This is a genomic window from Priestia flexa, from assembly GCF_021441905.1.
Taxonomy (GTDB): Bacteria; Bacillota; Bacilli; order Bacillales; family Bacillaceae_H; genus Priestia; species Priestia flexa.
Genome location: NZ_CP090431.1, coordinates 1,863,634 through 1,882,321, shown reverse-complemented (window position 1 = coordinate 1,882,321; position 18,688 = coordinate 1,863,634). Strand labels below are relative to the sequence as shown.

At 39.2% G+C, this 18,688-nt stretch carries 17 protein-coding genes and 1 pseudogene; 13 read left to right on the top strand and 5 right to left on the bottom strand.

Features of this window, described 5'->3' with window-relative positions:
- Positions 1 to 15: 15 nt before the first annotated feature.
- The 3 genes and pseudogenes from LZP85_RS09670 to LZP85_RS09660 form a co-directional block, all read right to left on the bottom strand.
- A pseudogene (locus LZP85_RS09670) lies at positions 16 to 663 on the bottom strand (SDR family NAD(P)-dependent oxidoreductase); the annotation flags it as partial.
- A gap of 180 nt (positions 664 to 843) precedes the next feature.
- The gene (locus LZP85_RS09665) at positions 844 to 1,059 is read right to left on the bottom strand and encodes a DUF6366 family protein (RefSeq protein WP_119542737.1); all 216 of its coding nucleotides are present in this window, start codon (positions 1,057 to 1,059) and stop codon (positions 844 to 846) included.
- A gap of 312 nt (positions 1,060 to 1,371) precedes the next feature.
- Positions 1,372 to 3,486 (bottom strand): GDYXXLXY domain-containing protein, encoded by a 2,115-nt coding sequence (locus tag LZP85_RS09660; protein WP_234562201.1) that lies wholly within the window; start codon positions 3,484 to 3,486, stop codon positions 1,372 to 1,374.
- Between the two features lie 123 nt (positions 3,487 to 3,609).
- Between LZP85_RS09660 and thrC the strand changes: the two genes are divergently transcribed.
- From thrC to LZP85_RS09640, 4 genes are all read left to right on the top strand, one after another.
- Positions 3,610 to 4,716: a threonine synthase gene (thrC, locus tag LZP85_RS09655; RefSeq protein ID WP_226638910.1), complete on the top strand. Its 1,107-nt coding sequence runs from the start codon at positions 3,610 to 3,612 to the stop codon at positions 4,714 to 4,716.
- A 103-nt stretch (positions 4,717 to 4,819) separates the two neighbouring features.
- Positions 4,820 to 5,290, top strand: coding sequence for a 2-thiouracil desulfurase family protein (locus LZP85_RS09650; protein WP_226638908.1), 471 nt, complete (start codon positions 4,820 to 4,822; stop codon positions 5,288 to 5,290).
- A 38-nt stretch (positions 5,291 to 5,328) separates the two neighbouring features.
- Positions 5,329 to 5,511 carry a hypothetical protein gene (locus tag LZP85_RS09645; protein WP_139109178.1) on the top strand — a complete coding sequence of 61 codons (183 nt, stop codon included), beginning with the start codon at positions 5,329 to 5,331 and terminating at the stop codon, positions 5,509 to 5,511.
- A gap of 126 nt (positions 5,512 to 5,637) precedes the next feature.
- Entirely contained in the window at positions 5,638 to 6,132 is a 495-nt protein-coding gene (locus LZP85_RS09640) for a hypothetical protein (RefSeq protein WP_206833615.1), read from the top strand.
- Positions 6,133 to 6,331: 199 nt separating this feature from the next.
- On the opposite strand, the gene LZP85_RS09635 is transcribed toward LZP85_RS09640, so the two are convergent.
- Positions 6,332 to 7,549, bottom strand: a complete 1,218-nt coding sequence (locus tag LZP85_RS09635; protein WP_206833614.1) for an MFS transporter — start codon at positions 7,547 to 7,549, stop codon at positions 6,332 to 6,334.
- Between the two features lie 192 nt (positions 7,550 to 7,741).
- Between LZP85_RS09635 and LZP85_RS09630 the strand changes: the two genes are divergently transcribed.
- From LZP85_RS09630 to LZP85_RS09620, 3 genes are all read left to right on the top strand, one after another.
- Positions 7,742 to 8,614 carry a LysR family transcriptional regulator gene (locus tag LZP85_RS09630; RefSeq protein ID WP_234562199.1) on the top strand — a complete coding sequence of 291 codons (873 nt, stop codon included), beginning with the start codon at positions 7,742 to 7,744 and terminating at the stop codon, positions 8,612 to 8,614.
- An 85-nt stretch (positions 8,615 to 8,699) separates the two neighbouring features.
- Complete coding sequence (locus tag LZP85_RS09625) at positions 8,700 to 9,257, top strand: hypothetical protein (protein ID WP_061784946.1); 558 nt, start codon at positions 8,700 to 8,702, stop codon at positions 9,255 to 9,257.
- Positions 9,258 to 9,364: 107 nt separating this feature from the next.
- On the top strand, positions 9,365 to 11,056 hold the full coding sequence (locus LZP85_RS09620; protein WP_206782657.1) for a TcaA NTF2-like domain-containing protein: 1,692 nt from the start codon (positions 9,365 to 9,367) through the stop codon (positions 11,054 to 11,056).
- Positions 11,057 to 11,085: 29 nt separating this feature from the next.
- Here the strand turns inward: LZP85_RS09620 and LZP85_RS09615 are convergent, their stop codons facing one another.
- The gene (locus LZP85_RS09615; protein WP_206782656.1) at positions 11,086 to 12,030 is read right to left on the bottom strand and encodes an EamA family transporter; all 945 of its coding nucleotides are present in this window, start codon (positions 12,028 to 12,030) and stop codon (positions 11,086 to 11,088) included.
- A 107-nt stretch (positions 12,031 to 12,137) separates the two neighbouring features.
- Here LZP85_RS09615 and LZP85_RS09610 point away from each other — a divergent pair, with 107 nt between their 5' ends.
- The 6 genes from LZP85_RS09610 (at position 12,138) to LZP85_RS09585 (ending at position 18,686) form a co-directional block, all read left to right on the top strand.
- A complete protein-coding gene (locus LZP85_RS09610) occupies positions 12,138 to 13,022 on the top strand; it encodes an AraC family transcriptional regulator (RefSeq protein WP_078989669.1) in 885 nt (294 codons plus the stop codon).
- 93 nt (positions 13,023 to 13,115) lie between these two features.
- The gene (locus LZP85_RS09605; protein ID WP_234562197.1) at positions 13,116 to 14,384 is read left to right on the top strand and encodes a hypothetical protein; all 1,269 of its coding nucleotides are present in this window, start codon (positions 13,116 to 13,118) and stop codon (positions 14,382 to 14,384) included.
- A 22-nt stretch (positions 14,385 to 14,406) separates the two neighbouring features.
- On the top strand, positions 14,407 to 15,087 hold the full coding sequence (locus LZP85_RS09600; RefSeq protein WP_234562196.1) for a hypothetical protein: 681 nt from the start codon (positions 14,407 to 14,409) through the stop codon (positions 15,085 to 15,087).
- A 43-nt stretch (positions 15,088 to 15,130) separates the two neighbouring features.
- Complete coding sequence (locus tag LZP85_RS09595) at positions 15,131 to 15,832, top strand: hypothetical protein (protein ID WP_234562194.1); 702 nt, start codon at positions 15,131 to 15,133, stop codon at positions 15,830 to 15,832.
- A gap of 295 nt (positions 15,833 to 16,127) precedes the next feature.
- Positions 16,128 to 16,763 carry a hypothetical protein gene (locus LZP85_RS09590; protein WP_234562192.1) on the top strand — a complete coding sequence of 212 codons (636 nt, stop codon included), beginning with the start codon at positions 16,128 to 16,130 and terminating at the stop codon, positions 16,761 to 16,763.
- Positions 16,764 to 18,686, top strand: a complete 1,923-nt coding sequence (locus LZP85_RS09585; RefSeq protein WP_234562190.1) for a DUF6792 domain-containing protein — start codon at positions 16,764 to 16,766, stop codon at positions 18,684 to 18,686. It begins immediately after the preceding gene.
- Positions 18,687 to 18,688 lie beyond the last annotated feature (2 nt).

The following is an 18,688-nucleotide window of genomic DNA, read 5'->3' as shown; positions in this document are numbered from 1 at the left end:
CAGCTGCTTGTTTGCTTATCGATTTCCCGCATAGTTAAAGATAGGATCACAAAGCTCAAATTCATACGTGTGCCCGTCTACAATACCGACAATTTTATCTCCGTCATATAAATCTAATAAGAAGCCTGCCATCTCTTTTGCTGTATGATATTTTGGTACATTACCTTTATAGTCAAATCCTGCTGTTCCACGAGCACGATCAGCAAACTCGGTTTCAGTAGCGGCTGGTGCCAGCACTTTTGCCTTCATTTTTGCACCTTTTGCTTGAAGTTCTTGGCCAAGGCCTTCTGTAAATACACTGACGTAGAACTTTGTTGCGCAATACGTTACGGCGTTTGGTACGATATTATACCCACCGGCTGATGAAATGTTTAGTAGCTGTGTACCTTCCACATTTTCATAATCCCGAACGTATAGAGAAGATAAAATGGTTAAGGCTTCAATATTTAAGTGAAGCATTTTACCGATTTTGTTTAAATCTTGTTCACCAACTGACGCAAAGTTACCAAAGCCGGCATTGTTAATCCATGTTTCAATCTCATATTTTTTTAAATCTTCGTAAAGGGTATACGCATTTTCTGCTGTTGCTAGGTCTGCTGTATAAATCACAACGTCACTCTCTGCGTTTATTTCTTTCACAGCAGCTTTTAATTCTTCAAGCTCGCCTTGAACTTTTAGAGAATCATCACCTTGCTATCCAAGAGCAGCTTCAAACCTTAATCATTACAGAAGAGATGTTAACTCATAAGATATCAACCTATAAAAAGATGCTAGCAAAGCAAAACGTGTAGAGACATCTCTACACGTTTTTTAGTATACGTATCTGCTACAATTCCACGCTCATTAGGTAAGAAAGATGGCTACTACAAAGAATCCAGTTATTAAAACAATAAGTGAAATTCCAGTACTTTTCCAGTCCGAGCCTCCAGCTCCATTAGGAGAAGTGTCAATTTGCGCACGGTCTATAGCATCTCGTAAGTTTCCGGCAGGATTACTTTCTAATTCCTTTTGGCGCAGCTGTTCTCGCTCATTTTCAGGTGTTCTATTATGAGTTTTCATATACACATCTCCACTTTGTCTCATTTTTAGCTAAGCTCTTTTCTCATTTTTTTTGCGCCAAATAACGGAACTAAGTAGTAAAAGAAAGGCTACTGCAAAAGGGAGCAGCGAATCCAGCAGTAATTCGTTCGTTTTGACATAGCGAAAAATAAATATACCGCCAAATATCAACATAATCATGAAGGAAAGCCTTATTAAATACGTATTAATACTCATTTTATTCACACCTTTCTACAAGACTATTTTAACAGAATAGGTAAAAATAGTAAAAAATATTCCCTGGACAAAAAATGCAAGGAATGGTTCTCTTTGTTATGGTGTTACCTCTACTAAAATTGCATCTCCATTTTTTCCAACCTTGACTTTGGCATGCTTTGCTTCTTGCTCGATTTGTAAACCGGTTCCTTCTGGAATAAAGTAATGCTCAATGCCGTATTGAATTCCCCAGCTGTAGTACGTACCTGTTATGAGAACATCATCTTTCTTTGCTTGATAAGGAGAATTCCACTTATCATGAATTTTATACTGCTTTGCGTATTCGAAAACACCTTGTTTATTTTTGCGAAGCAGCAGTTGAACACGTTGACCATCTTTAACCTTTTCTAATTCAATATCAGAAATTTCATAATGTAGCTCCACATAGTCTCCTTGTAAAAGAGAGCGTGGATCTAACGGAGCTAGCTCGAGCTTCACTTCTTTTCCACTTTGGAGAAGTATTTCATTTTTCATAAACAATCCGCCAAGAATCATAAGCTGTAAAGCAATGATGAATACTATTCTTTTTTTATGTTGCTCGATAAAGGAAGGGTGTTGTTTTTCAACAAGATCAAACTTATAGCTACATGCGGTAAATAAAGCACCTAATAGCAAAAGTGCGAACGATTTATCGAGAAGATCCCAAAGGTAGTCATAATATTGCGTTCCTAAAAAGATAAACCAAAAAATAATCGAAGCTGTAAACTCAAATTTCTTATCTTTCCGCACGCTTTTAAAGAGAAACGCCGTAGAAAAAGCAAAGAACAAGATGCTGTAGGTTATGTTTAGAGTAGGTGAATTCACGCTTCCAATAAGGGAAAGTGAAAAGATAAACGTAAGCAAAAGTGAGCTTCTTTTAAAAGGTAGGCAAGCTGTCAAACAACACACAATGACATTTAAAAGAATGAGCGCAATTAAAACGTAATCAAGTTGAATAGCTTCATAATAAGTTGTTGGTAGCTTAATAAGTATCAACAGCTGAGCAAGCGTGTAGATGGCTACGCGCAGGGATTTTTGTTTAGCAAACCATAGAAGTGATACAAAGAGTACAAAATAGATAAAGAACAGCGCATCGTATACAAAGAATGCGGATACTCCGCTGATTAAAAAGCCCGTCATAAAAAGGGTATACTTAACGGTTGGAACAGCCGCTTTGATAACGAAAAACGAAAGCATAATGGCTGTTCCAATCAGCATCATGAAGTTTTGTGAATACTCGCCGGTAAAGAGCGTTACAAGTCCACCAATGGATATGCTACCTAAAATAGAAGCGATTGCCGTAATTCCTATGATAATAATTTGTTTGATGACACGCAGCGATTTTTGTTGAGCATCAGTGTGAAGAGATAACCAGTTGATAAACCAAACGCTTGCTGCAACAAATAAAAAAACAAATCCAAGTACCAAAAATAAGGTGAGCTCACTGTAGTTATCGAACAGATACCACAAAACTTGCTGGACAACGAGCAGCGCAGCGGCAACGATTGAAATTCCTAACAATCCTTTGTGTGATTGTACTTTTGAAAAATAAAACAATGAAACAATTGATAGAGCGATATAAGCAATCAAAACGCTTACGCTTAGCACAGTATAATTTGGTTGTGAAATGCTTAAAAAGATGAAGTGAATGACAATAAAAGCACCATACATTACAATAGGCGACTTTACATATTGATTTTTTACGAATAGAAAGATAAGAGCGTTGATAAATGCCATTGTAAGGTAAAGAAAAATTTCTTCATTTTCTGTTCGGTGGAAAACGGCAGTTGGTGAAATATAAAAGTACATGGTGAGCTGAAGTAAGATAAACGAAAGAACATAAAACGGCTGATATTTTGTAAATACACTAAATAAAACGGCTGGTAAGAGCCAAATGAAAAATAACCAATACCCGTCTGCATGAGAGTTATAGATTTGCCCGATGAGCGCAGTGCTTAAACCAAATGAAATGGAGCTTGCAACGAGCAGCCAGTGACTAAGAAATGCTTGGTGAGGTAACAGCATTCTGCTAACAAATCCACTTCCGTAAAATAAAAGCATCATTGCCATGCTTAAGGCGATTTTTGTATAGCGGTCAAACCCTTGCCAGTTTGATGCAAAGAAATACAGTATTCCTGCCAACACTAACGAAATGCCCAGTAAATAACCAAGCTTTACAAGGTTTTGTCTCATAAAATCTCTCCTTTTTTTCGCCTATACTACTATATACTAGCGTGGTAAGAAAAATTTGACAACAAACGAAGAATTTTTCTACTATTGTATAATATAGGTAGTTAAACGAAGGGAGAGGTTTACATGAATGAAGCATATATATGCAGCGAGTGTCATCAAACGTACCCTGTGAAAGACATGCTGTGGAAGTGCAAATGTGGAGGAGTATTGGATTTGTTAAAAGAAAAGGTAGCTTTCCAAAGTGAAAACATTCATCACCACCTGCCAACGATGTGGCGCTATGTTGATGCACTGCCTTTTTCAAAAGAAGCAGACAGCTGGAAGCGAGTAACAATGGGAGAAGGCAACACGCCGCTTATCTCCTTAGAACCAAATGCCCCCAATACGTATGTCAAAGTTGATTACATGATGCCTACGCTCTCCTTTAAAGATCGCGGAGCAGCCGTATTGATTGCAAAAGCAAAAGAGTTAAAGGTAGAAAGCATCATTGCGGATAGCAGCGGAAATGCTGGCACAGCGATTGCAGCCTATGCCAAAAGAGCCGGCATTGCCTGTGACATTTTTCTTTCAAGCGGTACGTCTCCAAAAAAGGTGGCGCAAATAAAAGCTCACGAAGCGCGCGTACGAGAAGTGAACGGAACAAGGGAAGACGTTGCAGCCGCTGCTCAGCAAGCAGTTCATAATGAAGAGAAGTTCTACGCAAGCCATGTATATAATCCCTATTTCTATGAAGGTACTAAAACGTATGCGTACGAAATTTGGGAGCAGCTGAACGGAGCACCTGATACACTCATTGTGCCTGTTGGAAACGGAACGCTGCTTTTAGGTGCATACTATGGATTTAAAGAGCTAAAAGAGAACGGATTAATCAAAAAAGTTCCTAAAATTGTAGCTGTACAAGTCAAAAACTGTTCTCCAATTCAACAAGCATTTAAAAGAGGAGAAAAAGAAGCCATGCCGATTTCAGGACAACCTACTTTAGCAGAAGGAATCGCCATTGCGGCTCCGGCTCGCTCTAAGCAAATTTTATCAGCTATTCGTGATACAGGTGGAGATGTTATTCGTGTGAGTGAAGAAGATATTCAAAAAGCAAGAACAATGCTTGCTGAAAAAGGATTTTACGTTGAGCCAACGACAGCTGCGAATTATGCTGGGTATTTGCGATATGCTTGTGAATCAACAGAGAAAGTCGTTATTCCACTTTGCGGGGCAGGAATTAAAGCGACGTAAATAATACAGTATGAACTGTCATTTCTTTTTGATAAGAGACTTTAGGTTTAATAGAAAAAAGGAAAAGCTATAGAAGGAGATTGAAAGAATTGGAGGAGGAAAGATGATTTTAGTCAGCTCATGCTTAGCAGGAATGCCGGTTCGTTATAACGGTACGTCTTGTGGACTTTCAGCTATCCAATCGCTAATTCAAACGAAAAAAGCCGTTCCAGTCTGCCCCGAGCTTTTAGGTGGTTTTACCACGCCGCGCGAGCCAGCAGAAATTGTTGGAGGAAGCGCTGAAGATGTGCTAGACGGAACGGCGAGCGTGATTGGAAAATCAGGTAGAGACGTGACGAGTTTGTACATACAAGGAGCTTATCAAACGCTTGAAAAAGCACAAGAGCTAAACGCAACTGTTGTGGTGTTAAAAGAAAGCAGTCCTTCATGCGGAAGTTCGATGATCTACAACGGCACGTTTCAAGGGGAACAAGTTACCGGAATGGGAGTGACAACAGCTCTTTTACGAAGACATTCAATTAAGGTGTTTTCAGAAGAGGAGTACAAACTAATGCTTGAAACCAGTCCAGGCTAAACGTGTATAAAAATCAGATGAACAGGGAGGAGCATGGTTTGCCTAAAAGCACAAAAGTCTATATAGTAGCTACCATATTTTTCGGCTCTGCCATGCTAGCAGTAGCTTTGAATTATCATTCGTTTACGTATGCAAAAAATACGTGTGTTCAGCACAATAAAGAACCACTAGTTGAGAAAACATTTTTGGCGTTCAATTGGTCCGTAGATTGCCAGGAGTAAAATATATATTAATAAAAATCCCAGTAAATAGAACTAGGATTTTTAGCATAACGATACTCCTGAATTACATGTTATTTTTATATATGGTAGAATATTCAATATCATGAAAAAGGTGGGTGTTTCTCTATGTATACAAGTGAACAGCACGCTTCTCACATCCAGCGTGAGCTTGAAAAGTACTCACAGTCAGTTGTGAAGGAGCTAAGGAAGGTGACTCAATTTACCTTCCATTCAGAGATTGACCTGCTCGACTTTACTGCTTTTCCACAGGTATTGGATTTGTCCATTACGATGTTTTCGATGGACCGTGATGCAAATGAAGTGTTTGGAGAAGAAAGCAGAAGCGATGAGTTTGCTGGAAGCTTCACGATTAGTGAAGAAATAAATTACAATTATTTATCGGAAGAGGAAGAAGACGCATTTTGGGAGTTTTATGAGGAGAACGAAGAGGTTGAAGAAGCAGAACATAAGGCCATTGCAAGCTGGTTTTATAGCTGTTGGTTAGAAGCGGGTGGCTCTTCCATCAAGCTTCCAAGTTATTTTAGCTTCCACGACCACGACCTTTGCTTGGACTTGCATCAAAACAAGTGGATTTCCGACGGTGACAAGTGGTTTGAGTAAAGAGGGGAAGAAGATGATGTATGAGCCCAAGTGAAAAAGATAGTATTTTTACAAAAAAGTTAGTGAAAATAATCTAAATAGTAGGTCATGTCAGTTTCTTTTCCTGTTAAAAAAGTTCAGCCATTTTTCGTGAATGATAACAAACCCAAAGCTCTGTGAATTATTCTCACAGAGCTTTTTACTGTTTATAGCACCTTCTTTAATAGCTTTCCTTTGCTTTTACAAGCGCAGTTGATTTGACGTTTACTTTTGATAAGCAAGCGGTTAATATTCCGGCAGTCAGTAGAAATCCACCGATCATTCCAATAACGCCGTGCCAGCCGTAGTGTGACCAGAATATCCCGCCTAGAGTCCCGCCGACGCTTGAACCCGTATAGTATAAAAATAAATATAAGGACGAAGCTTGTGCTTTGTTGCGCAGGGCTCGCTGTCCCACCCAGCTGCTAGCGATGGAGTGAGCGCCGAAAAAGCCGAAGGTAAAGAGGCCAATACCGATAACTTTTAAGAGTAAGTGGGTTTCCAACGTAAGGCAGGCACCTGCAAACGAAACGAGTAGGTTCACAAGCAAGATGGGCTGTTTACCGTGGTGATCAATGAGCTTTCCGTTCCAAATCGAGCTGAATGTTCCAATCATCATAATAATAAAAATCCAGCTGATAACAGATTCGTTGAGTCCGTAAGGCTTAGCGGTTAGCACGTAGCCGATGTAATTAAACAAAGCAACGTTGCTTCCTAATAGCAAAAAGCCAATACAGAATAAAAAGAGTAAGCCAGGATCTCTTAAGTGATCAACTAGTGATTTTCCTAAACTTATGACATTGAGGCTACGCGGTACAAAATTTGTTGAAGCAGGTAGGCTGCGCCAAAAAATAATTGTAGCAACTAAGCTAATAATTCCAATTAATCCAATGGAGAAATGCCAGCTGGCTGCGTCGTTGACAACTCCTGAAATAACGCGCCCCGCTACGGCTCCAATTGCATTTCCACTAATGTATAATCCCATGGCTGCACCTAAGCTTTTTCTTTCAATCTCTTCGCCAAGATAAGCCATTGCAACGGCCGGTAACCCTGCTAAAGCGATTCCGACGAGTGCTCGAAATGCTAATAATATATAAAAATTAGGACTAAAAGCTGTTAAAATGCAAAGCGCAGAAGCAGCAAACATTGAATAAACCATCACAGGTTTTCGACCCCAGACTTCAGAAAGGGAACCAAAGACAAGCATACTGATGGCGAGGGTAATAGTTGTGATGGATAGTGATAAGCTTGCGATAGTCGGTGAAACATCAAATTCGTTTGTGAACGTTACCATTAATGGCTGAGTGCAATAAAGAATGGCAAAAGTATTGAAGCCCGCTGCAAAAAATGCAAAGCTCGTTTTGCGAAACGCTTTTGTTCCCTGCTGAATATAGCTCATACTATCATCACTTGTTCATGATTATATTCTCCACACATGTTTTATCCATCCTTTTGATTATTAATTTCGATTCTATAGCTATAGAAGAATTTCTCTCCTGTATATCCTATCACTTCTGATATATAATGTATAATGCATAGTTATCATGATTTTAATGCATTTATGTAATGAGTGGAAGGGGTGTCAAACGAGGTGGAATGGCAGCAATTTGAGTATTTCCAGACTTTAGCACGCTTACAGCATATGACAAAAGCAGCCAAGGAGCTTTCTATTACGCAACCCGCTTTAAGCAGGTCGCTAGCTCGGTTTGAAGAGGAAATCGGTGTTTCACTCTTTGAACGACAGGGAAGATCGATTCGCTTAAATCAGTACGGTGAAATTCTACTAAAAAGCGTTACGAATATGATGAGTGAATTTGAGAAAGGGAAGCAAGAGATTCAGCATTTACTTGACCCTGAACAAGGTCAGGTTTCTCTAGGGTTTTTACATACGCTGAGCACCAACCTCATACCTGATTTGCTTGTGGAATTTCGCAGACAGTATCCCAAGGTCAACTTTTCACTTAGACAGAGTCCAACGCATATTCTACTAGATCAACTGGAAAAAGGAGAGTTAGACATTTGCTTAATCTCTCCCATGGGTATTAAAGAACCCGTAGCGTGGAAAGAGCTTTGGAGAGAAGAGTTATTTGCGATTGTGCCGACGAATCATGCTTTTGCCACAAAAGAAGCAATAACCATTGAAGAGCTAGTAGAAGGACCGTTTATTCATTTGAAAAAAGGGTTTAGCCTACGCGTCACGGTTGAGCAGTTTCTTCATGAAGTGGGTGTGAATCCTCACGTAACCTTTGAAGGAGAAGAAGCAGACACGGTTGCGGGGCTTGTGGCCGCTGGGCTTGGCGTATCGATTTTGCCGGATTTAAAAGGAGTAGATCAAAGTCATATCGTGAAAATTCCAATCCACTACCCGAAATGCGAACGTCTTATTGGCATAGCTTGGGTTAAAGGAAGATACATTTCACCAGCCGTGCAGAATTTTAAAGAGTTTGTATTAAAAACGTTTTAGCCGTCTATCAATAAATAAAATCCCTTCTTTACGCATATACATGGGTATTAAAAGAGTGTGCCAAGCTATAAAGGAGGGGTTTTACATGTCAACAGTTCCAATGCCTCTTTATAAAAAATGGTGGTTTCTTGCGCTGATGCTTGCGCTAACGATTGTCTTTTTATTTTGTTCTGCACTTATTATTACGAGCTATCAAAAAATTTCACTGCTAGAAGAAGAGCTTGCTGAACTGACAGAAGAAAAGAAAGAAGTCCTCGTAGAAAAAAATCAGGCTTTAAAGCAGCTTGAACACGTAAAAATGCAGCTGTCTGAGCTTGAAGATAAGCTCGCAGGTCAAACGGCAACCAGTCATGATACGCCAACGGCTTTTTCAGCTACTCTTACGAATCCAATTTTGTCATTAGATAAAAAAGAGGTTGAGCATGCGGTTTATCAAGCTGCCGAAGAGAAATATCCTAAGAACAAAACGATGCAGCAGTACGTGGTTAAAGAACAGCTAGAAAGCTATGAATATTTAAAAGAATACGAGATTACTTCGCAGTTTGAGCTAAACCACCTACATGATGCGATGAAGGCCCATCCAGATGATTTTACCGCGATGCAAATGGTATTTGAAGAAGAGTTAAAAGCTTACGAATATTGATGTCGAGATGCTATGCGGGTTATCGTATAGCTATTTTTGTCTGGAAATCTCGTGAAATTCCTGTATAGTGATAGTAGAAAATATTGAATTAACGGGTGAATAACTACATGAGCACAATTAAATGGAATGAAGCAGCTTATGAGATGCTGCAAGAATGGCTGAGCTTATATAACGAAAAAGAACCGCTGCGCTCACGCCATTTACATAACGTAAAGGACAAGCTTCATCAGCTGACGGAACAAGAGTTTATGATGGAAGTTTCTAAAGAGCTGCATGAGGTTTATAAAGTAGTGAAAACAGAGCGCAAGCAGTATGATATGACTAACGGAGAATTTTTAGTGACAACGCTGCTTTCAACAGATTATCCAGCTTTTCTGGAAGCTCGCAGTCAAAACTTGCGCCGAGTAGAGAAGTTAAAACAACTACATACAGATATACTAAGCCTTTTTGAAACGAAAATTAACACATCGTCTGAGATGACAAGCTTGTTAAATCGTTTTTTCGATGCTATATCAGCATATGGTCAAACAAAAAAGCTAGCGAATCTTGAAGCGAAGTGCGCAGAGTATTTGCCAACGTTTATGGATGTTGATCAAAAGCGTGAAGGGTTAAAAGAAGATGCTTTAACTGCTCAAAAGCAAGAAAGTGAGCTGCTTGAAGAATGGAATCAGCTCCGAAAAAAGCGGTATATTACAAAACAAACAGCAACTGCGTTTCGTACGAAGCAGCACGAATACAATGAAAGCATTCGCCGTCTTACCGTAGCAAATAAACAGCTCGAAGAAATCGACTTACCTGGTTTGAAGAACAGTTTTGCGAATCTTGAAGCTGATATGAAAGCATACGCTATCGAGGCACTGCGGGCTATTGAAAAAGAAATTAATGAAATGATAAACGATAGCGAGCGTGCTCAACAACAGTTACAAAAACAAATCGAGAAAGTAAGCTACGTCGAAGAAATGGATGCGCATTATAAATGGCTATCATCGTTTATGAACGCTTCACGAACGTTTTTTCAAGGAAAAGAAATTGAAGCGTTCGACCAAGTAGCAGACCTGTACCGAAGCTCAGCTATTGCTGAATTTATTGAAGTTGCTGAAGAAGTACAAATGCTTACCGTGACGGAACGTATGTCACCTGTTTCTCTTCCTTCTTATTTTGCTAGTTTGCAAGTGAAAGAAAAAAAGCTAAGCGTTCCAGTTACAGCCGACTATCCGGTTTTAGAAAAACAGCAAAAAACAAAGCGAACGTTTCCCTTTTTCGTAGGGGCTGTTCTTGCAATCGTGCTCATTTTTGTTGTGTATATGAATTTTGGCCGCGGGGTTACGGATGATAACACGGCACCAGCTATGACAGAAAAAGCAGAAGCAAAAGATAAGCAATCAGCAGAAAATGAATCAAAGCCTGTAAAAGACGTGAGTGAAACAGAGATTCACAACTTTGTAGGGTCTTATAAAGCCGCTTATTTTTCGAGCTTAAACAGCGGTGACTTTAGCGGAATGGCACCTTATATCGATGAAGATGCGCAAGTGTATAGTGATTTAGAAGCGTATATTACGTCTTTAGCTGGAAAAAACGTGTCGTTTGCCAATGATCAACTGCTTGTTAGTAAAGTTGAAAAGACGGGTGAAGGTAAGTATTCGGTGTATGCAACAGAAGAGTACACGTTTACTGATTCGTATGATGCCAGTACGAAGTTTGTAAAGAATCGAATCTATCGCGTCGAGCTAAAAGGTGAAGATAAGCTTAAAATTAAAAGTATTGAAACCACCAAAGACGTTCAAACGCCAGTTAAATAAACTATAGAGAAAGATCCTCCTCTCATCATTTAAGAGATTTTGAGAGGGGGACTTTCTTGTTCAAGCGTTTTTGCTTTAGGAGCTTTTTGAAGCGTAAGTAAAAAAACAACGCCAAAGATACAAGCAGCTCCCAGCCACTGAAAGAATCCAAACGGCTGCTGAAGCCAAAAGACCGTTGTCAATACAGCAGCAAGAGGCTCCAGACTTCCTAGCAAACTTGTTTCTTTTGGGGGGAGGCTATCTAAGCTTTTAATATAAAGCCAAAACGCCAGCATCGTTCCAAAGATGATGACAAAGAGCAAGTAGCCGTACGCAGCAAACGTAAATGTGTCAAAATGAGCTTCCCAAGGCGCCCGAATAAAGCTAAGTGCAACTCCGCCAACCACCATTGACCATCCAACAACAACCAAAGAGTCAAATCGTTTAAGAAGCCGAACTGCATACAGGGTATAAAAAGCGGAGCATACCGCAGAAAGCAGTCCCCATACGATGGCTAGATAGGGCACAGAAAGCGTTGAGAGCGACCCGTTTGTAAGAAGGAAGAAGCATCCGGTTAAAGCTAATAAAAGGATCGTTCCGTCTTGTCTAGTAAAACGCATTTGTCTTCGAAACAGCAAGTATACAATAATAATGACGGGTGCTAAATATTGAAGCAGCGTTGCGACGGCTGCATTTCCATGATGAATAGCTGCCATATATGTATACTGTACGCCAAGCATGCCCAATATGCTATAAGTGACAAGCTGAAGAGCCGTCTGCTTTTCTTTCCAAATGAAAAGGACTTCCCGGCGATTTTTACCAAAGCAGCTTAAAAGTAAAAGCAGCAAGCCGGCTAGTAATAAACGCGTGGTCACCAGCCAGTTGACGTCAATTTCATAGTCTTGAAACAGCTTTTTTGTTACTGTTCCTCCAATTCCCCAAAACGTTGCGCCCACAATCACGAATAATAAGCCAGCACGTCGATTAGATTTCATTTGATTTCCTACCTTTACAAAATATCATGATAGTATAATCATAAAGAGAAAAAATGCGTATTTATATTCAAATCGAGCTTAAAAATATAAAAATATTGAGGTGGACTATGAAGTTTAAGCAGTTTTTAATCAATGAACAAAACTTAAAAGAGCTAACGAAGCACTATACGGGAGCGCTGCCGATTGCTTGCTATGAGACGACGATACTAGAACACGCCAGCGGTTACATTCCGCTTCACTGGCACGATGAAATTCAGCTCATCTACGTTTTAAAAGGAGAAGCGGTTTTTCAAGTGAACGAAGAAAAAATTAAGCTGCGTAGCGGGGATGGACTCTTTATTAACAGCGGCTGCTTGCATATGGCAGAAGATCTGAAGAAAACGGGCTGCGTGTATATTTGTTTAAACGTGCTTCCGCATCTTTTTTTACCTCAAGAGCTCTATACAACTTACGTTTTGCCTTACGTTCAATCCACCAACTTATCGTATGTATTGATTGATGGAAGCAAAGAGTGGAGCAGAGCTATTCAACAAGCTTTATTTGTCATTCGCAAGCTTGTGCAAACGAAAGAACCGCTGTTTGAAATTGAGATTACGGCTAATCTTATTAAGGTTTGGAAACAGCTCTTGGTTCACGCTTTTCAGAAGCAGTACGTGTACACAGAAGAAGTGAAAAATCAGCGCATAAAAGCTATGTTAACGTGGGTGCATATGAACTATAGCGAAAAAATTACTCTCGATGATATTGCAGCATCCGGTCAAATAAGCCGATCTGAGTGCTGCCGCTATTTTAAACGGATGCTAGACGTTACGCCGCTTCAGTACGTGATGAAGTATCGCATTCAAAAAAGTATTCTGCTCTTAAAGCAAGAGGAAAAAAGCATTACGGACGTAGCCTTTGAAGTGGGATTTAACAGCACCAGCTACTTTATTGATCAGTTTAAAAAAATGATGGGAATGACTCCACTTGCTTATCGGAAAGGAAAGCTCTAAAAGTGTTTGTGGAAAATAATTGTAAAAAATGCGTTTCTCCCTTATCATAGTGGGTAAATCTACCAAACTATGGAATAGGATAAGGAGAATCAAATGAAATCAAGAATAAATGAACTCATTCAACATACAAAAGAAAAATTGGGCTTGCAAGACTACTATTTATATCGTTCAGACGTTAGGCGCAGTGCTACTATTTTAGGAGACACAGTCTATACACTTTCAATGGAGTGGTTTCCCAATCATGAACAAGACTTGTTAGATGAAGATCTTAACCCTACTGGAACAGCTGTAGTGGAAGTCGATTTTCACACAGGACTGTTTACAACTGCTATTTTCGTTGGCGGGATTTCTTATGCTGAAGGTGTCAAGCTTTCGATTGAAGACTCGAATGCTGTTGTTCGTTGGATTGAGAGCGAAACGGGACTTCAAGAAGGCACTCATTTTGTATTTCATAAGCGTAAGGACAAGCGAATGTCCTTTAGAAAAATCCTAAACGGTGTTTCCGTATCGCCATCTGGATTGATTGAAGTTGAAGTGGATGAAGCGGGGAATTTAACATTTTTCTCAATCAACGGAGATTTTTCAAAGAAAGAGACGTTTAACAGAGAAAAGTATGAGCTTACTCTACCGCAAGTGAAGCACATTGTGGCTGAGCAGCTAAAGTTAGCTGAATTTCCAAATATGAAGACGGAAAAAATGACGCCTGCTTATGCAATTGAAGAAGTATACATACGAAATCGCGATTTGTCGCTGATACCGTTTCAATTAGTCGAAGATGAAAGATCACATGTTGACGTTCATAAAGTAATTGAATGGAGCCACGCTATTGATAAAGCGTTTCAGCGTAAAGAAATAAACGCAACAGAAAGTCTTTCACAGAATCAAATAGAAAATCAAGAACCGCATCCTGATTTAAGAAAAATAACGGAAAAAGAGATTAAAAATAGTGTGGTAGCGGTTCAACAATTTTTGGCACAAGTATATAGCAGCGATTCTGGAAAATGGGTTTTACAATCTCTAAGCCGCTCTGAGGGCTATTTGCTTGCAAAACTACAAGCAAAGCATGAAGCTGAACGGGTGTTTAAAAGACAACTTAAACTATTTATTCATTCCAATACATATGAAGTCTTAAACTATATGGACAATAAGTCTTTTATTGACTTGTATTTAGCATTTAGAGCAGCGGATAAAGTTATAATAACGAAACAAGAAGCCTTAAAGAGGCTTCGCGACTTCATGATACTGACGCCATGCTATGTTTATGACCGCAAACAAGGAAGGTACGTTCTTTGCGGAAAGCTAGACTGCCATTACGCTGTAAATGCTATAACTGGAGAAGTCGTTTCACTTGATGATCTGTAACAACAGGAGGTAAGGATATACAATGCGTTTAAATTTAAAAAGATTCACCGCTTTACTGATAGTAACGTTGAGCCTCACAGCTTGTCAAAGCGTAAACGAACAGGAAGAAACGCAACCGGAAGCGACAACAGAAGAACAAATAAAAGCAAGAGCACTCCAAGATGAATTTACGCGCAGCATGCTGAAATCCGCACAGGAAACGGAAAAAGGATACTATACGCTTGAATCCAAAACGGGGGAGTATGAAATGTTGTTTCCAGCTGGAGGAGGAATCGATGGGATTGGTTATAAGCAAAATGGTGAAAGTAGTGAGTCATTCTTAGCCGGTATTTTGTATGAGGATAAATCGTCAGCAGAACTTAGAATTAATTATAATACAATTCTATCAAATGACGAAACAGATATTGAATACGCCAAAAGATTCTTAACAAAAAACATAGGTGAAGACATGACGTTTGAACGAATTGATGTAAAAGGAAAGGTAATGTACATAGCGCCTTTTAAGATGAAGGAAACTGGTTCGTATGGTTATGGTGCATACGTTCATCCTGATAAAGGTTGGAGGGGATTGGAAATTATTTACTCAACAAGTTGTACAGACAAGACAAAGCCATGTGATCCACAAGAAGAAACGTTTAAAAAGCGTGCGTACAAGTTGATTTCCTCAGTAAAATTCTTAAACAAAAATGAGGCTGAAAAATAAGTGTTACACGTTATTACACAAACATAAAATCAGGAGGCACCAAATGTTCATAAAACGAAAACGAATCATACTCGTACTTCTCAGTAGTCTTGTCGTAGGCGGCTGTCAAATGAGTGACGAACAATCAAAGAAAACAAAGTCCCTAGACCAAAAGCCAAGCGAAGTGGCGACAGAAGAATTGCCAAATACTAGAGCCCTTCAAGATGAATTTACACGAGAAATGATTAAATCGACAAAAGAAACGGAAAAAGGGTATTATACGCTTGAATCCAAAACCGGTGTGTATGAAATGTTGTTTCCAACTGGTGGAGGAATTGATGGGGTTGGTTATACGCGAAAAGACGAGAGCAGTGAGTCATTTTTAGCAGGTATTATGTATGATGACAAAGCAGGAGCCGAGCTTAGCGTTAGGTATACGACACTACTATCAAATGATGAAAAGGACATTGAATACGCCAAAAGGTTTTTAACGAATAATGTAGGTGAAGACATGACGTTTAACCAAATTGATGGAAAAGGAAAAGTGACGTATGTAGCGCCGTTTAAGACGAAGGAGTTTGGTACATATGGTTATGGAGCCTATATTCATCCTGATAAAGGTTGGGGAGGGTTGGAAATTATTTACTCAACGCGTTGTGCAGACAAGACAAAGCCATGTGATCCACAAGAAGAAATGTTTAAAAAGCGTGCGTATAAGTTAATTTCCTCGGTTGAATTCTTAAACAAAAATGAGGTTAAACAATAAATGATAGTACTCGAACTAGCACAATTCAATCAAAATGCAGATCAGTAAGAACCAAATAAACAGAAAATCAGTTAGAATACATAAGTAAATTTACTCTGTAAGAATTAAACGATGATAGTTCCAAAAACCTACAAAAATCCATTTTTAAGTAAAAAGCCCAATGTAAAAACTAACCAAGTTTTTCTATAATAGAAGAATGTATACATAGAAAGAAAGTAGGAGGCACCAAATGTTCATAAAACGAAAAGGAATTGTAGCCTTACTTCTCAGTAGCCTTGTCATAGGAGGGTGTCAAATGAATGAAGAACAATCAAACGAAACAAGACCAGTAGAACAGAAGCCGAGCGAAGTGGCCGTGGAGGAACTGCCAAATACAAGAGCCCTTCAAGATGAATTTACGCGAGAAATGATCAAGTCGACAAAAGAAACGGAAAAAGGATATTATACGCTTGAATCCAAAACGAGTGTGTATGAAATGTTGTTTCCAACTGGTGGAGAAATCGATGGCATTGGTTATACGCGAAAAGGTGAAAGCAGTGAGGCGTTTTTAGCTGGTATTCTGTATAATGACAAAACGGAAGCGCAACTTAGCGTTAAGTATACAAACGTTCTATCGAACGATGAAACGGGAATTGGATATGCAAAAGAGCTCTTAACGAATAGTATAGGTGAAGATATGAAATTTGAACAAATTGATGGAAAAGGAAAAGTAACATACGTAGCACCGTTTAAGAGGAAGGAAACTGGCTCGTATGGATATGGTGCATACGTTCATCCAGATGAAGGATGGGGAGGTGTGGAAATTATTTACTCAACACGTTGTACGGATAAAACAAAGCCATGTGATCCACAAGAAGAAACGTTTAAAGAGCGTGCGTATAAGTTAATTTCCTCGGTTGAATTTTTAAAGAAGAAAGAAAGTGAACAATAAATGAGTGGTAACCAACTTGTAGAAACAAATGAACTATGGTTAAGAATTACAGACCTAGGTTATAAGGATATAAGTAAAGAAGAGTTTGCGCAAGAAGTAGAGCGGATTTATATTGAAGAAACAGGTAAGCCTTTAAAGGGAGAAATAAGCGTTGTGCGTTCTTCTGAAATTGATCAAATAGTGAAAGATGAGAATTCTTCTTATGACGGAACGGCTATACATATCTATTCAAAAGAACAGGACGTAAATGAGATGTACGTAGTATCTCAAGGGACAACAAACGCTGATGATTGGCTGTATAATATACGAGCAATGCAGGCTGGGGTAGATACTGCCCAAGCAGATAGTACTAACACTTTTGTGAAGGAAGCTCAGAAAGAGTTTAAAGAGAGAGCATCAGTAGAAGAGATTTCTAGTACCATTGGCTTGTCACATTCGTTAGCTCATAATAATAATACCGTTTCACAATTGCTAAATGGAAATTTTGACGAAGTTTACAGTGTAAATGGTGCCCAGTCAACATACTTTCAACTCTATAAAAAAGATTTTGAATTTAGAGATGAGGTAAATAAAAAATTCAACATAAGTTTAGCAGATTCTAAAGCCATCTACTCTCTGCCTCAAGACGAACTTAAAACTTTCGCAGAAGCGTATTATAAAGAAAAAGGTACGGTCATTCACCAGGTTATTTCTTCTGATGATCCATTGAACGCCCTGGCAAATATTCGAGGGTTTTTCACATTGGGTGATGTCACCATGATTGATACGAATCCTGACAAGCCAGGTCTAAAAGCTATTATTGACAAAATTCCAGATTCAGAGGTTAAAAGCTTACAAGATTTTGCATTAGTGTATGCAGAGGGATTTCAGAACGGTGGAAACAATCAAGGGATTGAAGACTTAACGGGTGTGAATATGGACGTCGTTGATAAAATTATGAACGACGGAGTAGGAGCTGCTGTTGGCACGTATTTCAGCAAAGACCTTGATGACATGATTTCAGACGTCAATAAAAAAGTGCCGCCTTTGCTTGACAAAGTTACGAACATCACGTCGAATGCAGATGTGATTTTTGGTGAATTGAAAAACGCAGGCTATATTACAAACGCACAGAAGCAAGTCGCAGTGGAAGAGCTTGCGAACATTGAAAAGTCATTAAAAATCATTGAAGAAAAAATTAATAGCATCGACGAGAACCGCAAGATGTCAGAAGAAATGATGAAAGGTACGAAGTACAGTCCATATGCGGGGCAAGCAGCTATGGCCAGCGGGTTTAACGTAATGGCTGGTGATGTGGATGCGGCTATTGCTATTTATCATGAAGTGCAAAATATGCAAGCAAGCGCTAAGCGATTACATGAAGAGCTAGGGTCAGTTATGGAAGAAATTATTGCAAGTCACGGAATCGTCGAGATGTTAAATGCGCTAGGTGCTTCTAAAAATCAAGGATATTCAGGTAATGATTTGGTGCTGATGACTGGTGGAAACCAAGAAATTAAAGTTAATATTTCGGCTGCGGTGCGCATGTACCAAGAAGGACAGCAGGAACTTCAGAAAAAGAAAACGTATATCACTAAAATTGCTGAAAGGTTTCAAGAGCATATTATTGATGATTATGAAAACCAAAAGCAAAAGGTGCTTAGCGATATCCGTAATATTGAAACGAACCCGTGCGGTCAGCTTCCGCTTTTACGAAAGCACGTGTTTTTACCTTACTTTTCACCTGTGCAAATTGATAAAGTAGAAGTAACTGAACAGTTTAACGGTTTAAGCGGCATGGATATTTCTCACTTGATGGAAGGTTTAACTAAAAGCTTGACGGATAACGAAGACTTTTTAGAGTCAACAAAGTCCAATATCGAACAGCTTTTCAGCAAGGACCGAGATCTTAGTATTCTATTTAACTATGTGCCTGGAGGATAAAA